The organism is Jatrophihabitans sp. YIM 134969, assembly GCF_054456675.1.
In genome coordinates this window covers 76,954-96,155 of record NZ_JBTJEQ010000016.1, presented here as the reverse complement: position 1 = coordinate 96,155, position 19,202 = coordinate 76,954, and the positions used below count along the sequence as shown (strand labels likewise).

The 19,202-nt window shown below is 71.1% G+C and carries 18 protein-coding genes and 1 pseudogene; 4 read left to right on the top strand and 15 right to left on the bottom strand.

What is annotated here, in order from left to right:
- Positions 1-163: 163 nt before the first annotated feature.
- From ACXR2U_RS10790 to rplJ, 12 genes and pseudogenes are all read right to left on the bottom strand, one after another.
- Entirely contained in the window at positions 164-949 is a 786-nt protein-coding gene (locus ACXR2U_RS10790) for a hypothetical protein (protein ID WP_458825012.1), read from the bottom strand.
- A gap of 91 nt (positions 950-1,040) precedes the next feature.
- Positions 1,041-2,360 (bottom strand): MCE family protein, encoded by a 1,320-nt coding sequence (locus ACXR2U_RS10785; protein WP_458825011.1) that lies wholly within the window; start codon positions 2,358-2,360, stop codon positions 1,041-1,043.
- The gene (locus tag ACXR2U_RS10780) at positions 2,357-3,499 is read right to left on the bottom strand and encodes an MCE family protein (protein ID WP_458825010.1); all 1,143 of its coding nucleotides are present in this window, start codon (positions 3,497-3,499) and stop codon (positions 2,357-2,359) included. Before ACXR2U_RS10780 ends, ACXR2U_RS10785 begins: the two co-directional genes overlap by 4 nt.
- Positions 3,500-3,504: 5 nt before the next feature.
- Positions 3,505-4,776 (bottom strand): MCE family protein, encoded by a 1,272-nt coding sequence (locus ACXR2U_RS10775; RefSeq protein ID WP_458825009.1) that lies wholly within the window; start codon positions 4,774-4,776, stop codon positions 3,505-3,507.
- Positions 4,773-5,795 (bottom strand): MCE family protein, encoded by a 1,023-nt coding sequence (locus tag ACXR2U_RS10770; RefSeq protein WP_458825008.1) that lies wholly within the window; start codon positions 5,793-5,795, stop codon positions 4,773-4,775. The genes ACXR2U_RS10775 and ACXR2U_RS10770 overlap by 4 nt, the downstream gene beginning before the upstream one ends.
- Positions 5,796-5,800: 5 nt before the next feature.
- Positions 5,801-6,829 (bottom strand): MCE family protein, encoded by a 1,029-nt coding sequence (locus tag ACXR2U_RS10765; protein WP_458825007.1) that lies wholly within the window; start codon positions 6,827-6,829, stop codon positions 5,801-5,803.
- Positions 6,826-8,175, bottom strand: a complete 1,350-nt coding sequence (locus ACXR2U_RS10760) for an MCE family protein (RefSeq protein ID WP_458825006.1) — start codon at positions 8,173-8,175, stop codon at positions 6,826-6,828. Before ACXR2U_RS10760 ends, ACXR2U_RS10765 begins: the two co-directional genes overlap by 4 nt.
- A 2-nt stretch (positions 8,176-8,177) precedes the next feature.
- Positions 8,178-9,035, bottom strand: a complete 858-nt coding sequence (locus ACXR2U_RS10755; RefSeq protein ID WP_458825005.1) for an MlaE family ABC transporter permease — start codon at positions 9,033-9,035, stop codon at positions 8,178-8,180.
- Positions 9,036-9,201: 166 nt separating this feature from the next.
- Entirely contained in the window at positions 9,202-9,978 is a 777-nt protein-coding gene (locus ACXR2U_RS10750; protein WP_458825004.1) for an MlaE family ABC transporter permease, read from the bottom strand.
- Positions 9,979-10,407: 429 nt separating this feature from the next.
- Positions 10,408-11,535 (bottom strand): annotated as a pseudogene (locus tag ACXR2U_RS10745) (ABC transporter ATP-binding protein); the annotation flags it as partial.
- A gap of 438 nt (positions 11,536-11,973) precedes the next feature.
- On the bottom strand, positions 11,974-12,363 hold the full coding sequence (gene rplL / locus ACXR2U_RS10740; protein ID WP_458825003.1) for a 50S ribosomal protein L7/L12: 390 nt from the start codon (positions 12,361-12,363) through the stop codon (positions 11,974-11,976).
- 109 nt (positions 12,364-12,472) lie between these two features.
- Positions 12,473-13,198, bottom strand: coding sequence for a 50S ribosomal protein L10 (gene rplJ / locus ACXR2U_RS10735; RefSeq protein ID WP_458825002.1), 726 nt, complete (start codon positions 13,196-13,198; stop codon positions 12,473-12,475).
- A 267-nt stretch (positions 13,199-13,465) separates the two neighbouring features.
- On the opposite strand from rplJ, the gene ACXR2U_RS10730 reads away from it, so the two are divergent.
- Entirely contained in the window at positions 13,466-14,674 is a 1,209-nt protein-coding gene (locus tag ACXR2U_RS10730; RefSeq protein WP_458825001.1) for a cysteine desulfurase-like protein, read from the top strand.
- 3 nt (positions 14,675-14,677) lie between these two features.
- Here the strand turns inward: ACXR2U_RS10730 and ACXR2U_RS10725 are convergent, their stop codons facing one another.
- Positions 14,678-15,403: a PP2C family protein-serine/threonine phosphatase gene (locus ACXR2U_RS10725; RefSeq protein WP_458825000.1), complete on the bottom strand. Its 726-nt coding sequence runs from the start codon at positions 15,401-15,403 to the stop codon at positions 14,678-14,680.
- A 112-nt stretch (positions 15,404-15,515) separates the two neighbouring features.
- On the opposite strand from ACXR2U_RS10725, the gene ACXR2U_RS10720 reads away from it, so the two are divergent.
- From ACXR2U_RS10720 to rraA, 3 genes are read left to right on the top strand one after another with little or no spacing between them, the layout of a single operon-like run.
- Entirely contained in the window at positions 15,516-16,700 is a 1,185-nt protein-coding gene (locus tag ACXR2U_RS10720; protein WP_458824999.1) for a low temperature requirement protein A, read from the top strand.
- Between the two features lie 18 nt (positions 16,701-16,718).
- On the top strand, positions 16,719-17,327 hold the full coding sequence (locus ACXR2U_RS10715) for a hypothetical protein (protein ID WP_458824998.1): 609 nt from the start codon (positions 16,719-16,721) through the stop codon (positions 17,325-17,327).
- 10 nt (positions 17,328-17,337) lie between these two features.
- Positions 17,338-17,823, top strand: coding sequence for a ribonuclease E activity regulator RraA (gene rraA / locus ACXR2U_RS10710; RefSeq protein WP_458824997.1), 486 nt, complete (start codon positions 17,338-17,340; stop codon positions 17,821-17,823).
- A gap of 1 nt (position 17,824) precedes the next feature.
- On the opposite strand, the gene ACXR2U_RS10705 is transcribed toward rraA, so the two are convergent.
- Positions 17,825-18,772 (bottom strand): HAAS signaling domain-containing protein, encoded by a 948-nt coding sequence (locus ACXR2U_RS10705; RefSeq protein ID WP_458824996.1) that lies wholly within the window; start codon positions 18,770-18,772, stop codon positions 17,825-17,827.
- Positions 18,769-19,095 carry a PadR family transcriptional regulator gene (locus ACXR2U_RS10700; RefSeq protein ID WP_458824995.1) on the bottom strand — a complete coding sequence of 109 codons (327 nt, stop codon included), beginning with the start codon at positions 19,093-19,095 and terminating at the stop codon, positions 18,769-18,771. Before ACXR2U_RS10700 ends, ACXR2U_RS10705 begins: the two co-directional genes overlap by 4 nt.
- Positions 19,096-19,202 lie beyond the last annotated feature (107 nt).

Below are 19,202 nucleotides of genomic sequence, written 5' to 3'. Positions count from 1 at the left end.
CGAACAGCCCGCTCTTGAGATCGGTCTTCTCGAACGAGAAACCCGCGTACGACTCGGGCATCGTCCCCTCGGGCTGACTCCCCAGGTCGATGGTGACGGGCACCGGGGGTGTCGGCGGTCCCGCCCGCGTCCCGGCCCGGCTCCGGGCTGGTGGTCTCGTCGCTCACGACAGCCCCACGCTCTTGAGGTCGGAGACCAGCCACTTCCCGTCGATGCGCTGCAGGGTCAGCTGCAACCGGGAGAACACGAACGGGGTGCTGGTGCCGTCGTCCGCCGTCTGCACGGTGTTGGTGACCACCAGGACCACGGCCTGCGACGCGGTCGACGACACCAGACCGGCACTCTGCACCGTGGCGGTGGCGTCCCGCTTGCCGGCGACCAGCTGCTTCTCCAGCTCGGCCTTGCGGGGCGCGAACTGCTCCTTGCCGTAGTCCGGGGTGAGGCTCGCGAGCGCGTTGGCGAAGTCCTGGTCGAACGACGCCCGCCGGAAGGTCTGCAGGTTGACCGCGGCCTGGCTCGCCGCGGTGACCGCGGCCTGCTGCTGGCCGGTCAGCCCGGCGATGGGGTCGGGTCGGGTCGCCGCCCAGAGGCCCACCATGGCCCCGGCGAACAGTGCCGCCACCACGACCGCGGCCATCAGCGGCCAGCGGCGGCGCCGACCGGTCGGGCGCTCCCGGCGCCGGCGCCCGGCCGCACGACCGGAGGCTGCGTGGGCTCCGGTCGGCTCGTCCCGGCTGTCGGTGTCGGTGTCGGTGTCCGTGTCGGTGTCGGCCACCTCGTCGGTGTCGTCGGCGGCGTGCCGACGCCGGTGCCGCCGTGACCGGTCCGAGGCGCCGGGTGTCGTCGGCTCGACCGCCGCCGGGTCCGTGCCGCCCTCGGAGGTCGCGGCGTCGTCCGGCGCGACCTCGTCGGTCGTGTCGGTGTCGGTCGCGGTGTCGCGGGTGGTCATCGGTCCCTTCGTGTCGGGCGGGCGGGCGCCGTCATGGATAGCGCATCACGCGTGGGTTCGCAGCGTCGCCACGGCGCGCCGCCAGGTGCGCTCAGGACAGCGGTCCGGTCAACAGGGACAGCCAGGACTTGTCGCCCAACACGCCCGCGGCGGCCGGCGACGACGACCCCGACGCGTCGCCACCCACCGCGACGCCCGGCAGGGACGTCCCGGGGATGGTCTGGATGCCCGCGGCCCGCGCCGCCGCGGCGTCGACCTTCGGGTAGACGTAGCGGCCGGTGTCGCCGGTGTAGATCGGGTCGCCACCGGGCGCGTTCTGGGCGCCGCGCACGTTGATGCCGGCGCTCGCCGACGACGTGCACCGGGCCGAGGTGTTCACGGTCGCGGGCGAGGTGTCGTTCGGGTAGCGCTTGTCGGTGCCCTGGTAGCCCGCGGTGCAGTCGGGTGGGTCACCGAGGTTGAGCACGAGCCCGAAGTGGGCGGTGCCGTCGCCCGGCAGCACCGTGAGCCCGCCGGCCACCGCCAGGGGGTAGATGTAGAGGATCGCCCGCACCGAGTCGAGCTTGGGCACCACGACCCCGTTGACCGTCACCAGGTTGGCCAGCAGCACCCCGAGGTCGTCCTGGTTGCTCTTCACGAACTGGGAGATGATCTGCAGGTCGCTCGGGCCGTCGTCGAGCAGACCACGCAGGTCGTTGTCCGACGACTTCAGCGTCGAGCTCAGCAGGTTGAGGCTCTTGGCCCAGCTGGCGAAGTTGGTGCCGACCTCGAGCTGGGTCTGGAGCACCGGCCCGCTCTGGTTGATGAGCGCGATCGTCTTGTCGAGGTTGGCGGTCGCCGCCTGCTGCAGCTTCGATCCCTGGTCCAGGAGCGCCTGCAGGGCCGGCCCGCGGCCGTTGAACGCCTGCCCGAGTTCGCCGACGACCGTCGACACGTCGTCGGTGTCCACCGAGGTCACCAGCGAGTCGAGGTTCGACAGCAGCACCTGGGTCGGCACCGGCAGGATGTTCCGGTTCATCGGCAGGGTGGCGCCGTCGTCGAGGTACGGGCCGTTGTCGGTCTGCGGGCGCAGGTCGACGTACTGCTCGCCCACGGCCGACCGGTTCGACACCGCGGCGATGGTGTTCACCGGGATCTCGGGCTTGCGGCAGTTCTCGATGTCGAGCGCCACCTGCACGCCGTCGGGGAGCAGGGTCAGCTCGCCGACCCGCCCGACCGTGACGCCGTTGTAGGTGACCTCGGCGCCGGTGAAGATGCCGCCCGAGTCGGGGAAGTCGGCCTTGATCGTGCACGACGACGTCTGGAACAGCGAGGTGCCGATGCCGGCGTAGCTCGCCCCGACGTAGGTGACGCCGAGCAGCGCGATGACGACGAACGCCAGCAGCTGGATGCGGACGGTGCGGGTGATCATCGGCCGCTCACCGCCGCGACGCCCGGGACGGCCGGCAGGGCGCCCACGCCCGCAGCCTGTCCGCTCCTCGCGGCGGCCGAGGTCGGCACCGGGCTGTCGAGCCCGCACTCGGAGGTGGCGTCCGGCGGGCAGGTCGAGCTCAGCAGGTTCGACAGCAGGTCGGCGAGGTTGGCGTCGAGGCTGACGATGAGGTTGGTGTAGTCGCCGCCGACCGCGTTGGTCGCGGTCCGCGGGAACGGGTAGGTGCCGAGCACCTCGAAGCCCTTCCCGAGGTCGTCGCCGGCCTTGGTCAGCTGCTCCAGGGTCGGCTGCAACGAGTTGAGGGCCGAGAGCAGGTTGTCGGTCGAGCCGTTGATGACCCGGGTGGCGGTCCCGGACAACCGGTCGAGCCCGGTGAGCAGACCCACCAGGTTGTCGCGCTCGGAGGCCAGCACCTGCAGCGCCCCCGGCAGCGTGTCGAGCGTGCCGACGAGGATCTGCTTCTGCGTGTTGAGGGTCGCCGCGAGGGTGTTCAGCTTCTCGATCGCGCCGGTGATGACGGTGCGCTGGTCGTTCAGCTCGCGCGTGATGGTGTCCAGCCGGGTGAACAGGTCACGGATCTTGGCCGTGTTCTCGCCACCGAGTGCTGCGTCGAGTTCCTTGGTGATGGTCTGGATCTGGTTGAGCCCGCCGCCGTTCAGCAGCAGCGACAGTGCGCCGAGCACCTCCTCGATCTGGGTGTTGGCGCCGGTCCGGGTCAGCGGGATGTCGTCACCGCTCTCGAGCCGGCCGCTCGGGGCGCCGTCGGTCGGCTGTTCGAGGGCCACGTACTTCTCGCCCAGCAGCGAGGTCTGGCTGATCTCGGCGCGGGCGTTGGCCGGCAGGTCGACGTCGCCGTTGACCAGCACGGTCACGGTGGCGTGCCAGTCCGACAGCATCACGCTCTCGACCCGCCCGACCGCGACGTCGTTGACCTTGACGGCCGACTGCGGCACGAGGTCGAGGACGTTGACGAACTGGACCGTGACACGGATCGGGTGGTCGCCGACGTCGGCGCCGCCGGGGAGCGTGACGCTGTAGAGGCCACGGAACCCGCACCCGGTCAGGGAGAGCACGGCGAGCAGGGTGACGCCCAGTGCGCCCAGGACACGCTTGGTCACGGCCGTCACCCCAGCCCCGGGACCGTGGGCAGACCGATGCGCGGCAGGGTGCCGCCCCCGGTCGTGGAACCCGACTCGGTGCTCGACAGCAGCGGCGGCAACCCCGGGATCGACGGAAGCGGCGGCAGGCCGACGGGCAGGCCGGGGATGGTCGGCGTGGCCGGCAGTGCGTTGAGGACGGCCGCACAGATGGCGTCGAGGCGGGTGGCCCCGGCGATGATCTTGTAGATGCCGCCGACGAGCTGGATGCCGCTGAGCGCCGTGCCGTCCAGCAGGGCCTGGCAGATCTGACCCGGGTCGAACAGGCTCGCGATGTTGGCGCGGACGTCGAGCGTGCCCGAGCTCGGGTTGTAGGTGTGGGCGAGGTTCGACAGCGCGACCGGCGCGACGGCGAGGATCTCCCGCAGTGCCGCCTGCTTCTTCGACAGCACACCGGTCACCTGGGCCAGCCCGCGCACGTCCTTGGCGAACACGTCCTGGTTCTTCTGCAGGAACGCCGCCACCTGGGTCAGAGCCTGCCGCAGGTTGGTGATGGCCGAGGCGAGCGAGGCCCGTTCGTCGGCGAGGTCGCCCGCGACGGTGTCCAGCAGCTGGTTGACCTTCACCACCTGGGCGTCGCTGTCCTGCAGCGCCTTGGTGAAGGTCTGCAGGTTCGCGACGGTCCCGAACAGGTCGTCGCGGCTGGTGGCGAGCGTGGTCACGGCCTGCGAGAGGTTGGTGATCGTCTGGCCGAGGGCGGTGCCGTTGCCGTCGAGGTTCTTCGCACTGGTGGCGAGCAACTCGGACAACGCACCGTTCTTGTTGGCGCCGGCCGGACCGAGGGCGGTCGTGACCTGGTTCAGCGCTTTGTAGATGTCGTCGAGTTCGACCGGGGTCGCGGTGCGGTTGCGCGGGATCACGGCGCCGTCGGCCAGTTGCGGGCCGCCCGTGTACACCGGCGCCAGCTGGACGTACCGGTCGCTGACCAGGCTCGGCGGCACGATGGTGGCGATGGCGTTGGCCGGGAGCGCGCGGTCCTTCTCGACCTCCATGGCGATGTCGACCCCGGTGCCCTTCGGCGTCACCTTCGTGACCTTGCCGATCTTGACGCCGAGCATCCGGACGTCGGACCCGGGGTACATCCCGACCGCGCTGGAGAACTGGGCGCTGACCTTCTTGGTCGGCGAACCCGCGAGCAGGTAGATCAACCCACCGGCCACCACGACGACCACGAGGAGCAACCCGATGATCCGCGCGATGCGGGTGCCGGAGGGCAGCAGTCTGTCCTTGAGACTCATCCGGTCGGCACCCCGCTCACGCCGAGACCCGGCAGACCCTGCAACACGAAGCTCGCGTTGAAGTTCTGGATGTAGGTGTCGAACCAGCGGCCGCTGCCCAGGGTGTTGGCGAACACCCGGTAGAAGGGCGCGAGCAGCCCGAGCCCGCGGTCGATGCTGTCGAGGTTGCTGGTGAGGATGCCGATGACGCCCGAGAGCTGGTCGAGCGCCGGCCCCAGGGTGGCGTCGTTGTCGGCGACCAGTCCCTCGAGCTGGATGGCCAGCGCCGAGGTGTTGGTCAGCAACATGCGGATGGCGTCCCGACGTTGGTTGAGCTCGTCGAGCAGCAGGCTGCCGTCGTCGATGAGGCGCTGCAGGTCCGCGCTGCGGTCGGCGAGGATCCCGGTGACGTTGTTCGCGGCGGCGAGCAGCGAGCGCAGCTGGGCGTCGCGGGAGGCGACGGTCTGCGAGAGGCGTGACAACCCGTCGAGCACGCCGCGGATCGACTCCGGGGTGTCCTGGAACGCCGACGACAGGGACGTGAACGCCTTCGCCAGCTGGTCGCTGTCGATGGCGTCGGTGGTCTCGGTCAGCTGCTGGAACGCCGGGTAGATGTCGAACGGCGACACGGTGCGGTCGACCGGGATGGTGGAGTCGGGGTTCTGCTCCTTGCCGCCCCGCACGTCGAGTGCGAGGTACTTGCGCCCGAGCAGCGTCTTGATCTCGATCGACGCGGTGGTCTCGTCGCCGACGAACTGGTTCTTGACCCGGAACGTCACGTCCACGGTGGTGTCCCCGAGCTCGACCGCGTCGACCTTGCCGACGCGCACCCCGGCGATGCGGACCTCGTCGCCCGCGCGCAGACCCGCGGCCTCGGTGAACGCGGCGGTGTAGACGGTGCCGCCGCCGATGATCGGCAGGTCGTCGGAGTTGAACGCGCCGAACACCAGGATCGCGATGACCACGATGCTCACCGCGCCGATGACGACGGGGTTGCGCGAGCTGAACGACCGCCCGGTCGGCGCCTTGCGCGTCTTCATGCCGGTCATCCGTTGCACCGACTCGAGGCGGTCGTGATGTTGGGCGACAGCGAGATCGGCCCCAGCGTGAGCGTGGCGTTGAACTCGCAGAGGTAGAAGTTGAACCACGAGCCGTAGGTGGCGGTGCGGGTCAGCGCCGCGACCTTGACCGGCAACCGCTGCAGGACACCCGAGTAGACGTCGGACTGCGCGTTGATGTTCTTCGACAACGCCTGGACGTCCTTGATGTCCTGGGCGAGCGGCGGGCGGATGACCTGCAGGAAGCCCGCCGTGGTCGAGGTCAACGCGTTGATGCCGTCGAGGCTCTGCCCGATCTGCACGCGGTCCTGCGCGAGGCCGCCCACCCAGCTGCGCAGCTGCGTGATGAGGCTGTTGAGCTGGGTGTCGCGGCTGTTGACGGTGGTGAGCAGCGAGTCGAGGTTGGTGATGAGGTTGCCGATCACCGCGTCCTTGTCGGCGATGGCGTCGGTCAGCTGCGCGGTCTGCTCGAACAACGCGCTGATCGTGCCGCCCTGCCCCTGGAAGATGTCGATGATCTCCTTGGACAGGTCGTTGATCGAGGTGGCGTCGAGACCCTCGAACAACGGCTTGAACCCGGCGAACAGCACCGTGAGGTCGAGCGCGTTGCGGGTCTGCGACACGGGGATCTCGGCGTTCGCCGCGAGCGTCGTGCCCGGCGCGCCCGCGCCCTGCGAGATGTCGAGGTAACGCTGACCGACCAGGTTGCGGTACTTGATCGCGGCGATCACGGAGGTCGGCAACGGCCGGCTCTTGACGACCGAGAACGACACCTCGGCCTGGTTGTGGTCGACCACCGCGATGCGCTCGATCTTGCCGACCTGCACACCGGCGACGCGGACGTCGTCGCCGACCAGCAGCCCCGTGACGTCGGTGAACCGAGCCCGGTAGGTCGAGGCGTCCTCACCGCCGGTGTTGCCGATGGTCGCGACGAGCACGTAGGTGGCCAGCACCGTCACCACGACGAACGCGATGAGCTTGATCAGCGGCGCCAGGATCCCTCGGGCGTTGCTCATGATCCGCTCACCTCGCTCCCCCGCAGGATCGGGCCGGCGAGCACGGTCGCGATCGGCGGCACCGCGCCCGGGCTGACACCCAGCGGGCCCGCGATGAGCGCGTTGATCGTGCGGGTCTCCGAGGTCGAGCCGCTGGTGGCGATCGAGGCCTGTTCGGCCGTCGAGAGGGCGCCGCCTCCCTGCGCTGCGCGCAGGACGCTGGGCAGCGCGCCGGAACTGGCGTCGCCGACCGCGGCGGCGCCGTCGAGCCCACGGCCCTCGCCGTAGCCCTCGGCCGGGAACGGCACGGTCGGGTTGGGCAGTCCCTGGCAGTCCGGGCCCGGGATGGTGCCGAACCGCGGGGCGTCGGCCGGGACGTACTTGCCCCGCGGCTTGACGACCTCGAGGGTGATGTTGAGGGCCCGCGGACCGGAGCTCTGACCGCCGAACGCCGACTCGAGGCGCTTCTCGCTGAGGGCGAGACCGGCGGCGAGGCACGGGTACTCGGGCGAGTACTCCGCGAGGACGTCGAGCAGCTTGGCCGAGCCGTCGGCCACCGTGATCAACCGGTCGCCGTTGGCGTCGAGGAAGTCCTTCAGGGTCTGGGCGGTCTGGGTGCCGTTGACCAGCAGACCGTCGAGCTGGGTGGCCTTCTCCGAGATCGTGCGCGAGGTGGTCTGCAGGTTCGACAGCGTCGCGAGCAGGTCGGGCGCGACCCGGTTGTAGAGCGTCGAGACCTCACCCAGCTTGCCGAGGTCGTCGAGCAACTGCGGGACGGCCGGTTCGATGCCCTTGAGGTACTCGTCGAGCGCCGCGAGGTTGGCGCCGAGCTCCGCGCCTCGGCCGGAGAGGGCGGTGGCGAGGGCGTTGAGGGTGGCGTTGAGCTCGGCGGGCTTCACCGCCTGCAGCAACGGCAGGACGTCGTTGAAGACCTTCTCCAGCTCGATGGCGGAACTCGAACGGTCCTGCGGGATGACGTCGCCCGCCTTGATCGCCGCGTCGGGTGCGGACGGCAGGATCAGGGCGACGTACCGCTCCCCGAACAGGGTCTTGGGCAGCAGCTGCGCCGAGACGTTCGCGGGGATCAGCTTGGTCATGTCGGGCTTGAGCGACAACGTGATGTCGGCGCCCTCGCCGCGGGAGCTCACCGAACGCACCTCGCCGACGATGATGCCGCGCAGCTTGACGTCCGACTGCGGCTGCAGCTGGTTGCCGACGCTGTCGGTCTGCAGCGTGACGTCGGTCGTCGAGGTGAACGCCTTCTTGTAGAACGCGACCGACAACGACAGCAAGGCCAGCACGACGACGATCAGCAGCACGCCGAGCGAGCGGCGCTTGAGGACCCTCCCCACCGATTCCGCGGCCATCGCTACCCCGCGATCCGCACGCTGGTGTTGGCACCCCAGATGGCCAACGAGAGGAACAGGTCGAGGACGTTGACCGTGACGATCGAGGTGCGCACCGCGCGACCGACGGCGACGCCCACCCCCGCGGGACCACCCTTGGCCGTGTAGCCGTAGTAGCAGTGGGTCAGGATGATGACCACGGCGAAGACGAGCACCTTCATGAACGACCACAAGACGTCCTGCGGTGGCAGGAACAGCCGGAAGTAGTGGTCGTAGGTGCCCGTGGACTGCCCGTACTGCACGGTGGCCACGAACCTGGTCGCGAAGTAGGAACTCAGCAGGCCGATGACGTAGAGCGGGATGACCGCGACGAACCCGGCGATGATCCGCGAGGTCACGAGGAACGGCAGCGACGGCACGGCCATGACCTCGAGCGCGTCGATCTCCTCGCTGATCCGCATGGCGCCCAGCTGGGCGGTGAAGCCGCACCCGACCGTGGCCGAGAGCGCGAGGCCCGCGACGAGCGGGGCGATCTCGCGGGTGTTGAAGTACGCGGAGAGGAACCCGGTGAACGCGCCGGTGCCGAGCTGGTCGAGGGCCTGGAAGCCCTGCAGGCCGACCTCCGTGCCGGTGAAGAACGCGAGGAACGTGATGACGCCGACGGTGCCGCCGATGACCGCGAGTGCGCCGGTGCCGAAGGTGACCTCCGACAGCAGCCGCAGGACCTCCTTCTTGTAGCGACGCAGCGTGCGCGGGGTCCACGCGATCGCCTTGACGTAGAAGGCCATCTGGTCGCCGAGGTCGTCGAGGACCGACAACGGCTTGTCCACGACCTTGCGGCCGACGGCGAAGGTCCGCACGCGGACGTCGGAGAGGGCCATCAGACCGCGCCCCCTGGGCGCCGCTCGTCGCGAGCGTTGGTCAGGTGCGCCGAAGGCAAGGCGGAGGAGGAGTCAGGTACCGCGGTTGTACCTGCGACGACGACAACGCAGCCAGCGGTGTGCCTGGGCGTCGCGCAGCAGAGCATGCGCTCAGGGGTCGTGGTCATCACGACCCCTTCGGCGGCACGAGCTGGAAGTACACGGCCGTGATGACGAAGTTGACGAAGAACAGCAGCAGGAACGTGATGACGACGGCCTGGTTCACGGCGTCGCCGACGCCCTTGGGGCCGCCGCCGGCGTTGAGACCCTTGTAGCTCGCGACCACGCCGGCGATCAGACCGAACAACAGGGCCTTGATCTCGGCCGTCCAGAGGTCGGACAGCTGCGCCAACGCCGAGAAGCTCGCGAGGTACGCGCCGGGCGTGCCGCCCTGCAGGATGACGTTGAAGAAGTAGCCGCCTGCGACGCCGACGACCGACACCAGGCCGTTGAGCAGCGTCGAGACCAGCATGCAGGCGAGCACCCGGGGGACGACGAGGCGCTGCACCGCGGAGATGCCGAGCACCTCCATGGCGTCGATCTCGTCGCGGATCTTCCGGCTGCCGATGTCGGCGCAGATGGCCGAACCGCCGGCGCCCGCGATGAGCAGCGCGCAGACGATCGGGCTGGCTTCACGCAGGATCGCCAGCACGCTCGCGGCGCCGGTGAAGCTCTGCGCGCCGAGCTGGCGGGTGAGGCCGCCGAGCTGCAGGGCGATGACGGCGCCGAACGGGATGGCGACCAGCGCGGTCGGCAGGATCGTCACGCTCGCGATGAACCACGCCTGCTGGATGAACTCGCGCAGCTGGAACGGGCGCTTGAACGTCAACCGGACGACGTCGAGGAACAACGCGAACAGGCGTCCGGTGTTCGCCACCCCGGCGGTCGGGGAGAAGCTGCTCATGCGCGGCGCATCAGGGTCGTCGTCGACTCGGGCTGCGGCTCAGCGGGACTGACCGTCGGACTGGGTGGCCGGAGCCTGGTCCCGTGCAGCGTCGTCGTGGGCAGCGTCGTTCTGGACGCCCTCGTTCTGGACGCCCTCGTTCTGAGGCGTGTGCGGCGGCTGGCCGCTGCCCACGGCGGCCGGACCGACCGGACCACCGTCGGTGCCGTACGTGCCCAGTTCCTCGTCCGCCGGCGGCAGCACGAGGGTGCCCTCGGGGTGGTCGAGCTCCGACTGCCCGTTCTGCTGGGGCTGCCCGTTCTGCTGGGGCTGCCCGTTCTGCTGGGGCTGCCCGTTCTGCTGGCCGTAGTCCTGGACCTGCCCGAGGCCCTGCCCCTGGTCGCTGCCCACGGGGGCGGCGGCGCGGTCGGGCTGGCTCGGCCACGGCTGCGGCCGCCGGTGCGGCGTGTTCTGGTTCCGGGGCGGCAGCGGGGCGGTGCGCTGCGCGGCGTCGCCGTCCTTCAGCCAGGTGCTCGGGGCGCGGTCGGGCGCGACCCCGTTCGCGGCGCCGCGCACGACCTGGGCGTCGGCGTCGAGCGAGGCCCGGATGACCTCCTGGGCCTTCTCCGGCAGCGTGTGCAGCAGCTCCATGACCCGCGCCTTGCGGCGTTCGGCCGCGGCCCGCGGCGGCAGGCCGGGGCTCGGCTCGAGCTGGGGCGGCACACCGGAGCCGCTCGCGCCCTTGGGACCGGTGCCGGGCGCCGGTGGGCCGTCGTCCTCCAGAGCGGCGAGTTCCGCGGCCACCTGGCTCGCGTCCTTCTCCTCGCTCATGCCGATCGGTCCTTCGCGGCGGCCGTTGAGGAACTGCTTGACCACGGCCTCCTCGGAGGTCAGCAGGACCTCGCGCGGGCCGAACATCACCAGGTTGCGGCGGAACAGCAGCCCCAGGTTGTCCGGCACGGTGCGGGCGGTGCCGATGTCGTGGGTGACGATGAGGAACGTGGCGTCGGTCTGGGCGTTGAGGTCGACGATGAGCTGGTTCAGGTAGGCCACGCGGACCGGGTCGAGACCGGAGTCCGGCTCGTCGAACAGGATGATCTCGGGGTCGAGGACCAGGGCGCGGGCGAGGCCCGCACGCTTGCGCATACCGCCGGAGATCTCGCCGGGGAGCTTGGACTCCGACCCCGCGAGGCCGACCATGTCCATCTTCTCCAGGACGATGTCCTTGATCTCCTTCTCACCCTTCTTCGTGTGCTCACGCAGGGGGAAGGCGATGTTGTCGAACAGGTTCATCGAGCCGAACAGCGCGCCGTCCTGGAACAGGACGCCGAACAGCTTGCGGGTCTCGTAGAGCTCGTGCTCGCGGCAGTGCGCGAGGTCGACGTCCTTGATGAAGATCGAGCCGCGGTCGGGCTTGAGCAGACCGACGAGGGACTTGAGGAACACCGACTTGCCGGTGCCGGACGGGCCGAGCAGGACCGAGATCTCGCCCGGCGGCAGCGTGAGGGTGACGTCCTCCCAGATCATCTGCTTGCCGAACGACTTGGTCAGGTTCTCGACCGCAACCTCGACGCCCAAGGCGGGACTCCCTCTTCTGCCGGTCTCGACGAACGCTGATCAGTGCCCAGGGGGCGGCAGGACGCCACCACCCGGTGGTGACACGCCGGGCACGTCGCTGCAACGTACCCGCAACCGGCGGTATCCCGCACCAGTAGACGTCACGAGTCGGCCGGGTACGGGCCGGGGCGGTCACGGTCGCATACCGATGCGGTCAGCGCTCGGTGGGCAGCACCCGCCGACGCGTGATCCACACACCCCCCAGACGACAGAAGTGCAGTGTCTGGTCACTCGTCGAGCCGGCGAGCCACCAGACCCTGCACGTCTGTGAGTCGGGGAAGGCCTGGCGACGCCGTCCGGAGCCGGAAGCGGACAGCACAGCGGCCGCGGGCCGTCCCACTGGAGTGGGACGACCCGCGGCCGCGGGTGTGGTGCAGGTGGTGCCGAGGTCGAGCGGTCCTACTTGAGGGTGACCGTGGCGCCGGCGCCCTCGAGCTGCTCCTTGGCCTTCTCGGCGGCCTCCTTGGTGGCCTTCTCGAGAACCGGCTTCGGCGCGCCGTCGACGAGGTCCTTGGCCTCCTTCAGGCCGAGGCTCGTGAGGGCACGCACCTCCTTGATGACCTGGATCTTCTTGTCGCCGGCGGCCTCGAGGATGACGTCGAACTCGTCCTGCTCGGCAGCTTCCTCGGCGGGGGCGGCACCGGCGCCGCCACCGGCCGCGGCGACCGCGACGGGGGCAGCGGCGGTGACGTCGAAGGTCTCCTCGAACTGCTTCACGAACTCGGAGAGCTCGAGCAGCGTCATCTCCTTGAACGCGTCGAGCAGGTCGCTGGTGGCGATCTTCGCCATGGTGGTTCCTCTCATTCGGCCCATGAGGGCCGGGTCTGTGGTGCGGTCAGGGTGTGTGACGCCGTCGGGCGTCACGGTCGTGCTGTCGGGCGGTCACCCGACCGTGGAACTAGGAGATCTCGCCGCCACCGGCCTCGACGGCGCCGCCGTCGACAGCGGCCGGGTCGCCGAGCTCCGGGGTGTCCTGCTCACCGGCGGTCGGCACGTCGGCCTTGGCGGCCTCGGTGTCGGTCGACGGGTCGTCGCTCTCGGGCACGCTCGCGGCGGCGGCCGTGAGGTCGCCCCCGTCCGTGTCCCCGGCGGCGTCGGACGCACCGGCGTCGGCCGGCTTCTTGTCCTGCAGGGCCGCGGCGAGCCGCGCCATCTGCGACAGCGGGGCCTGGAACAGACCCGCCGCCCGCGTCGGCAGCGCGACCAGCGCACCGGCCAACTTCGCCAGCAGCACCTCGCGCGACTCCAGGTCGGCGATGCGGCTCACCTCGGACGCGGAGAGCGTCTTGCCCTCCATGACACCGCCCTTGACGACCAGGACGGGGTTCGCCTTGGCGAAGTCCCGCAGTCCCTTGGCGGCATCGACCGGGTCACCACTGATGAACGCGATCGCCGTGGGGCCGACGAGCAACGACTCGTCGATCTCCACGCCGGCCTCGGTCGCGGCCCGCTTGGTGAGCGTGTTCTTGACGACGGCGTAGGTCGTGTCCCGACCCAGTGCGCGCCGCAGCTCCGACATCTGCTTGACCGTCAACCCGCGGTACTCGGTGACGACGGCGGCCGACGACGACTTGAAGTGCTCGGTGATCTCCGCGACGGCGGCGGTCTTCTCGGCGTTGGGCATGCGACCTCCTCTCGTGTGTCTCGGGCCGGTCGTTTCCCGGGCCCGGACAACACGAACGCCCCCGGCGCAGGCGCCAGGGGCGTGGAGGCCGACGTGACGAGCACGGTCGGACCCGCATGCCCAGCCTGCGCGGGACGTCCCTGTCACGAGGGACCTTCGGCCGCGTGTGGACACGCGACGACCAGCGGTCTTCGGTTGGATCGCTCCCCACGGTACGCGAGCGGGGCCCTCCCCCGCCAATCCCGGTCGCCGGGGGCTCGCGCGAGGATGACCGACGTGGCCCACGACGTCGACCGTGTCCGTTCCTGGTTCCCCGCGCTCGCCGGCGGGACGGCCTACTTCGACGGGCCGGGCGGCTCCCAGGTGCCGGAACAGGTCGCCGCCGCGGTCGCGGGGACCTTGGTCGCCGGGATCGCGAACCGCGGCCGGGTCACCGCGGCCGAACGCCTGGCCGACGACATCGTGCTCGGCGCCCGCCGCGCGGTGGCCGACCTGCTCGGAGCCGACGCCGGCGGGGTGGTCTTCGGCCGGTCCATGACCCAACTGACCTACGACCTCGCGCGGACGCTCGCCGCCGGGTGGTCGACCGGTGACGAGGTGGTGGTCACCCGCCTGGACCACGACGCCGACATCCGGCCGTGGGTGCAGGCCGCCGAGCGGGTCGGGGCGACCGTCCGCTGGGCCGACTTCGACCCGGCGACCGGCGAGCTCCCGGTCGAGGCCGTCACGTCGCTGGTCGGCGCGCGGACCCGGTTGGTCGCGGTCACCGCCGCGTCGAACCTGCTGGGCACCCGCCCCGACGTCGCGGCGATCGCCGCGGCCGCGCACGACGCCGGTGCGCTGGTGTTCGTCGACGGTGTCCACCTCACCCCGCACGCGTCCGTCGACGTCGCGGCGTTCGGCGCCGACTTCTACGCGTGTTCGCCGTACAAGTGGCTCGGACCGCACCTGGGCGTGTTGGCCGCGTCGCCCGCCCTGCTCGACACGCTGCACCCCGACAAGCTGCTGCCCTCGAGCGACGCTGTGCCCGAACGCTTCGAACTCGGCACGCTGCCCTACGAGCTGCTGGCGGGCACCACCGCGGCGGTCGATGTGCTGGCCGACCTGGACCCGGAGGCGACCGGCACCCGCCGCGAACGCCTGGTGACCTCGATGACCTCGCTCGAGGCGCACGAACAGGCGTTGTTCGACCGGCTGCTCGACGGTCTCGCGGCCATGCCGCACGTGACGTTGCACGGTACACCGGTCCACCGCACGCCCACCGCCCTGTTCAGCGTCGACGCCCACTCCGGCGCGCAGGTGCACGCGGCCCTCGCCGAGCGTGGCGTCAACACCCCGGCCGGCAGCTTCTACGCGCTCGAGGCGTCGCGCCACCTCGGCCTCGGCGACGCCGGTGCCGTCCGCGCGGGCCTCGCGCCGTACACGAACGCGGACGACGTCGAGCGTCTGCTGGCCGGCGTGCGCGCGCTGGGCTGAGCCCTACGCGCCGTCGACCGCGTCGACGACCACGACGGTGACGTTGTCGTGTCCGCCGCCGTCGAGCGCGGCGGCGACGAGCGCCTCGGCCGCGGCCTGCGGGTCCTCGACACCAGCCAGGACCTGCGCGATCGCCGCGTCGTCCACCTCGCCGGTCAGGCCGTCGGAGCACACGACGAACCGGTCGCCGCCGACCGGTTCGAGGATGACGACGTCGACCTCGGGCGGCGGTGCCGACCCGATCGAGCGGGTGATGACGTTGCGGGCCGGGTGGACGCGCGCCTCCTCCGGGGTGAGCCGGCCCGCGTCGACCAGGGCCTGCACCTCGGAGTGGTCGACGGTGACGGGGGTGAGCGCGCCACCGTCGAGGCGGTAGACCCGCGAGTCCCCCACGTTGAACACGGCGAACCGTGCGACACCGCCCGTGTCGACGATCGCGACGCCGGTGAGCGTGGTTCCCATGCCGTGCAGGGACGGGTCGGCGTCGGCCCGCCGCACCACCTCGGCGTTGGCGCGCCCGACGGCGGCGACGACGTCGTCGGGGGCGAGGACCTCGCGGCGGGCGAGCTCGGCGAGGGCCTCGACGGCCAGGGCGCTCGCGGTGCCACCACCGAGGTGACCGCCCATGCCGTCGGCCACGGCGACCAGGTGCGGGGCGGCGAAGAAGGAGTCCTCGTTCCCGGCGCGGACCAGGCCGACGTCGGTGGCGGCGCCGGTGGTGAACCTCATCGGTGCCGCCTCTGCTCGGGGAGGGTCGTCACACTCCCACACTGCCCTGCCGGGTCGCTACCGTCACCCCGACCCGCGCGGCCACGACCGTGCCGACCCCGGGAGGACCGCCGTGACGACCCTGCTGCGACCGATGCGCGGCCGCGACGTGACCGAGCGCCACCGGGCGTCGACACCTCTCGAACTGTTCTTCGACCTGACCTTCGTCGTCGGGGTGTCGTTCGCGGCCGAGGGCTTCGCGCACGAACTCGAGATCGGCGACGGCGGGCACGGCCTGCTCGTCTTCGTCATGGTGTTCTTCGCGATCTGGTGGGGCTGGATGAACTTCACCTGGTTCGCCTCGGCGTACGACACCGACGACTGGCTCTACCGCGTCGTCACGCTGGTGCAGATGTCCGGCGCGCTCGTGGTGGCGGCCGGTGTGCCCCGGGCGCTGGAGTCCGAGGACTTCACCGTGATCGTCGTCGGCTACCTGATCATGCGGTTGGCCATGGTGTTCCAGTGGTTGCGCGCCGCCCGCTCCGACCCCGAGCACCGGACGGTGGCCCTGACCTACGCGGTGGGTGTCGCCGCGGTGCAGGTGCTGTGGGTGCTGCGGTTGTGGCTGCCCGACGACCTCGCCGTCGCCTCGTTCTTCGTGCTGGCCGTGGCCGAGGCCGCGATCCCGTTCCTCGCCGAACAACGCCAGATGACGCCCTTCCACACCGGTCACATCGCCGAGCGGTACGGACTGTTCACCCTGATCGTCCTGGGCGAAGGCGTGCTCGCGACCGCCAAGTCCGTCGTGGCCGCGGTCGACGAGGGCGAGCACGTGGCCGAGCTCGTGGTGCTCGCCGCGCTCGGGCTGGTCGTCGTGGCCGCGATGTGGTGGGAGTACTTCCAGGTCGAGACGGTCGAGACGCTCGTCGGCTTCGGCCGCACCATGACGTTCGGCTACCTGCACTACCTCGTGTTCGCTGCGGCCGGTGCGGTGTCCGCCGGCCTCGAGGTGCAGATCGCGCAGATCGCCGGGCACAGCGAGGCCTCCGACACCGTGACCGGGTTGGCGCTCGGTCTGCCGGTTGCGATCTTCGTGCTCGTCGTGTGGTTCCTCCTGGTCCGCCCGAACGTGTCCACGCGCGCCGGTGCGGTCTGCCCGGTCGTCGCGGTGCTCGCCGCGGCGGCCGGAGCGTTGCCCACTGCACCACTCGTCACCACGGCCGTGATCGCCGGTCTGCTGGTCGTCATGGTCGCCACGCTCGTCGCAGCGGTCCCGCGCGACCTTGCACGATCGGACATTGACCTGACACGGACGTGAGCCTCACCATCCTCAACCGTGACCTCCCGACACCTCCGCCCCGTCCTCACCGCTCTCGGCGTCCTGCTCGCGGCCGGCCTCACCGGCTGCGGCGGATCGTCGGGCTCCGACGACGCGGCCGCACCCGCGGGCGGCGGCACGTCCGCGTCCAGCGCCGACGCGACGTCGCCCACCGAGGACGTCGAGGACACCGACGACGGCGGTGGGTCCGGCGGTGACGCCCCCGACCCGTGCTCGCTCACCTCGGCCGCCGACCTGTCCGAGGTGTACGGCGTGAGCTTCGGCGAGGGCACGCCCGACAACTCGGGCCCGGCGGCCGCCCGCGGCTTCAAGGTCTGCAAGTGGGTCGACGCCGGCGGGACGAAGTCCTACGTCCTGCAGACCGTCGCCGGCGGCGACGACCTCGGCCAGTCCGCCGCGGACCTGTTCGACGAGAGCGCGGCGCTGTACCCGGGATCGACCGACGGCGGGGTCGGCGACAAGTCGATCCTGCTGCCCGACGAAGGCGGGTTCCTCGCCGTCCAGGGGGACGTGTTCGTGCAGGGCAACCCGATCGTCATCGGCGGCGAGACACCGGCGGGCGCGTCGAAGACCGTGCTCGAGGCGGTCGTCGGCAAGCTCGGCTAGCGTCCGGGCGGTGACCGGGACGAGCGACCTGTACGACGCGCACGCGGGCGAGGTCCAGGTCCTCGAGGTCGACCTGCGGTCGTACGGCGGCCGCACCGCGTTCGACGGCGCGATCGTCACCGTGGCGTGCTCCACGGACAACTCCCGCCTCCGCGAGCTGGTGGCGACGCCCGGCACCGGGAAGGTCCTGGTCGTCGACGGCGGTGGGTCGACCCGGCACGCCCTGCTCGGCGACATGCTCGGAGCGGCAGCCGTCGAACACGGCTGGGCCGGCGTGGTCCTGAACGGCGCGGTGCGCGACGTCGTGGCACTGGCGGGCCTCGACCTGGGCGTCCTCGCCCTCGGCTCCACGCCCCGCCGCGGTGAGCGTCGCGGTGAGGGCCGCACCGGCGACACCGTGTCGTTCGGCAACGTCACCTTCCGGCCCGGCGCCAACCTGTACGCCGACGCCGACGGCGTCCTCGTCGCCGACCGCCCGCTGGCGGCCGGCGACTGAGTCAGCGTGCCGGCGCCGCTGCGGACGGAGTCGCCGAGGAAGATCCGGACGGTGTCGACGTGACCTTCGGCGTCCCCGTCCCGGTGGGGGTCGTCGATCCCGCGGCCGTCGACACCGTTGCACCCGGCAATGGAGCGAGCGACGACGGCGGGCCGGTGGGGAACTCCTGGGGCAACGGGGCTGCGCTCGGCCACGGGTAGACGTTCGGCTGCGCACCCGGGCCGAACCGGCCGGTCGTGTCGCAGCCCAGGGCCCCGATGTCGAACGGGTTCCCGTCCTGGTCGTACAGGCGCACGCCGTCGATCGGCCGCCCCGCGGTGTCGTAGGCGTAGAGGTTGTCGATCTCCGTGGGGCAACTGTTGACGAACTGGGTGCTGTACTCCGTGAGGATCCGGGTCGACCCGAGGACTGACAGGACGTACAGCGCGAGAGCGGCCGCGACGACGTCGACCACGCGGATCCCGACCTTCCAGGGCGGGGTCGCCGGCGCGCGTTGGGCGAGCCAGAGCGAGGCCAGCACCCCGAGGACCAGCAGCAGGTAGGCGCCGCCGGACGGGTAGCCGAAGCCGAGGACCAGACCTGCGGCGGCACCGACCACGACCCCGCGCAGCACCCACCAGGCCGGCCGCAGGAAGCGCCCGGTCGGACGGATCCACGGTTGCGCGGAGTCGACGTGACGGACGAGGTCGCGCAGTCGGGTCGACACCGTCGGCGCGGCGGCCGGCGCACCGACGAGACCCGCGGCCGCACGCAGCTCGGCCGCGTACGCCCGCGGGGTGCCCAGCTCGGCAGAGAGGTCGGCGTCCGGCCGCTCCTCGAGCAGGGCGGCGACGTGATCGGCCAGTTCCTCGACCAACTCCGCCCGATCGTCAGGCGCCAGGTCGGCGAGTCCGGCCGCCACCGCCGCCACGTAGTCCGCCCGTTGGTCGAGCGTGGGCATCGCGGTCATGCTGCCTCCTGGTCGAGCAACCGGGCGACGGTCGCGGTGAACTCGTGCCACGTCTTCGTTGCCTCATGCAACAGTGCCGTCCCGGTGGTGGTGAGGGCGTAGTACTTGCGGTGCGGCCCCTCCTCGCTGGGCTGCAGGTAGGAGCTCAGGGCCCCCGCCTGGAACAGCCGGCGCAGGGTTCCGTAGACCGACGCGTCGCCGACGTCCGTCATCCCCGCCGCCCGCAGCCGTCGGACGATGTCGTAGCCGTAGCCGTCCTCCTCTCGCAGCGCGGCGAGCACAGCGAGGTCGAGGACCCCTTTCAACAACTGCGTGCGATCCATGAGCCGCTCCTTCCGTTCACGTAGTACAGCGCATCGCGCGGTACTACGCAACCAACGGCACGCGAACAGTTCCGGACAAGCGAGTGGGCACCTCCTCCCGCGAATGG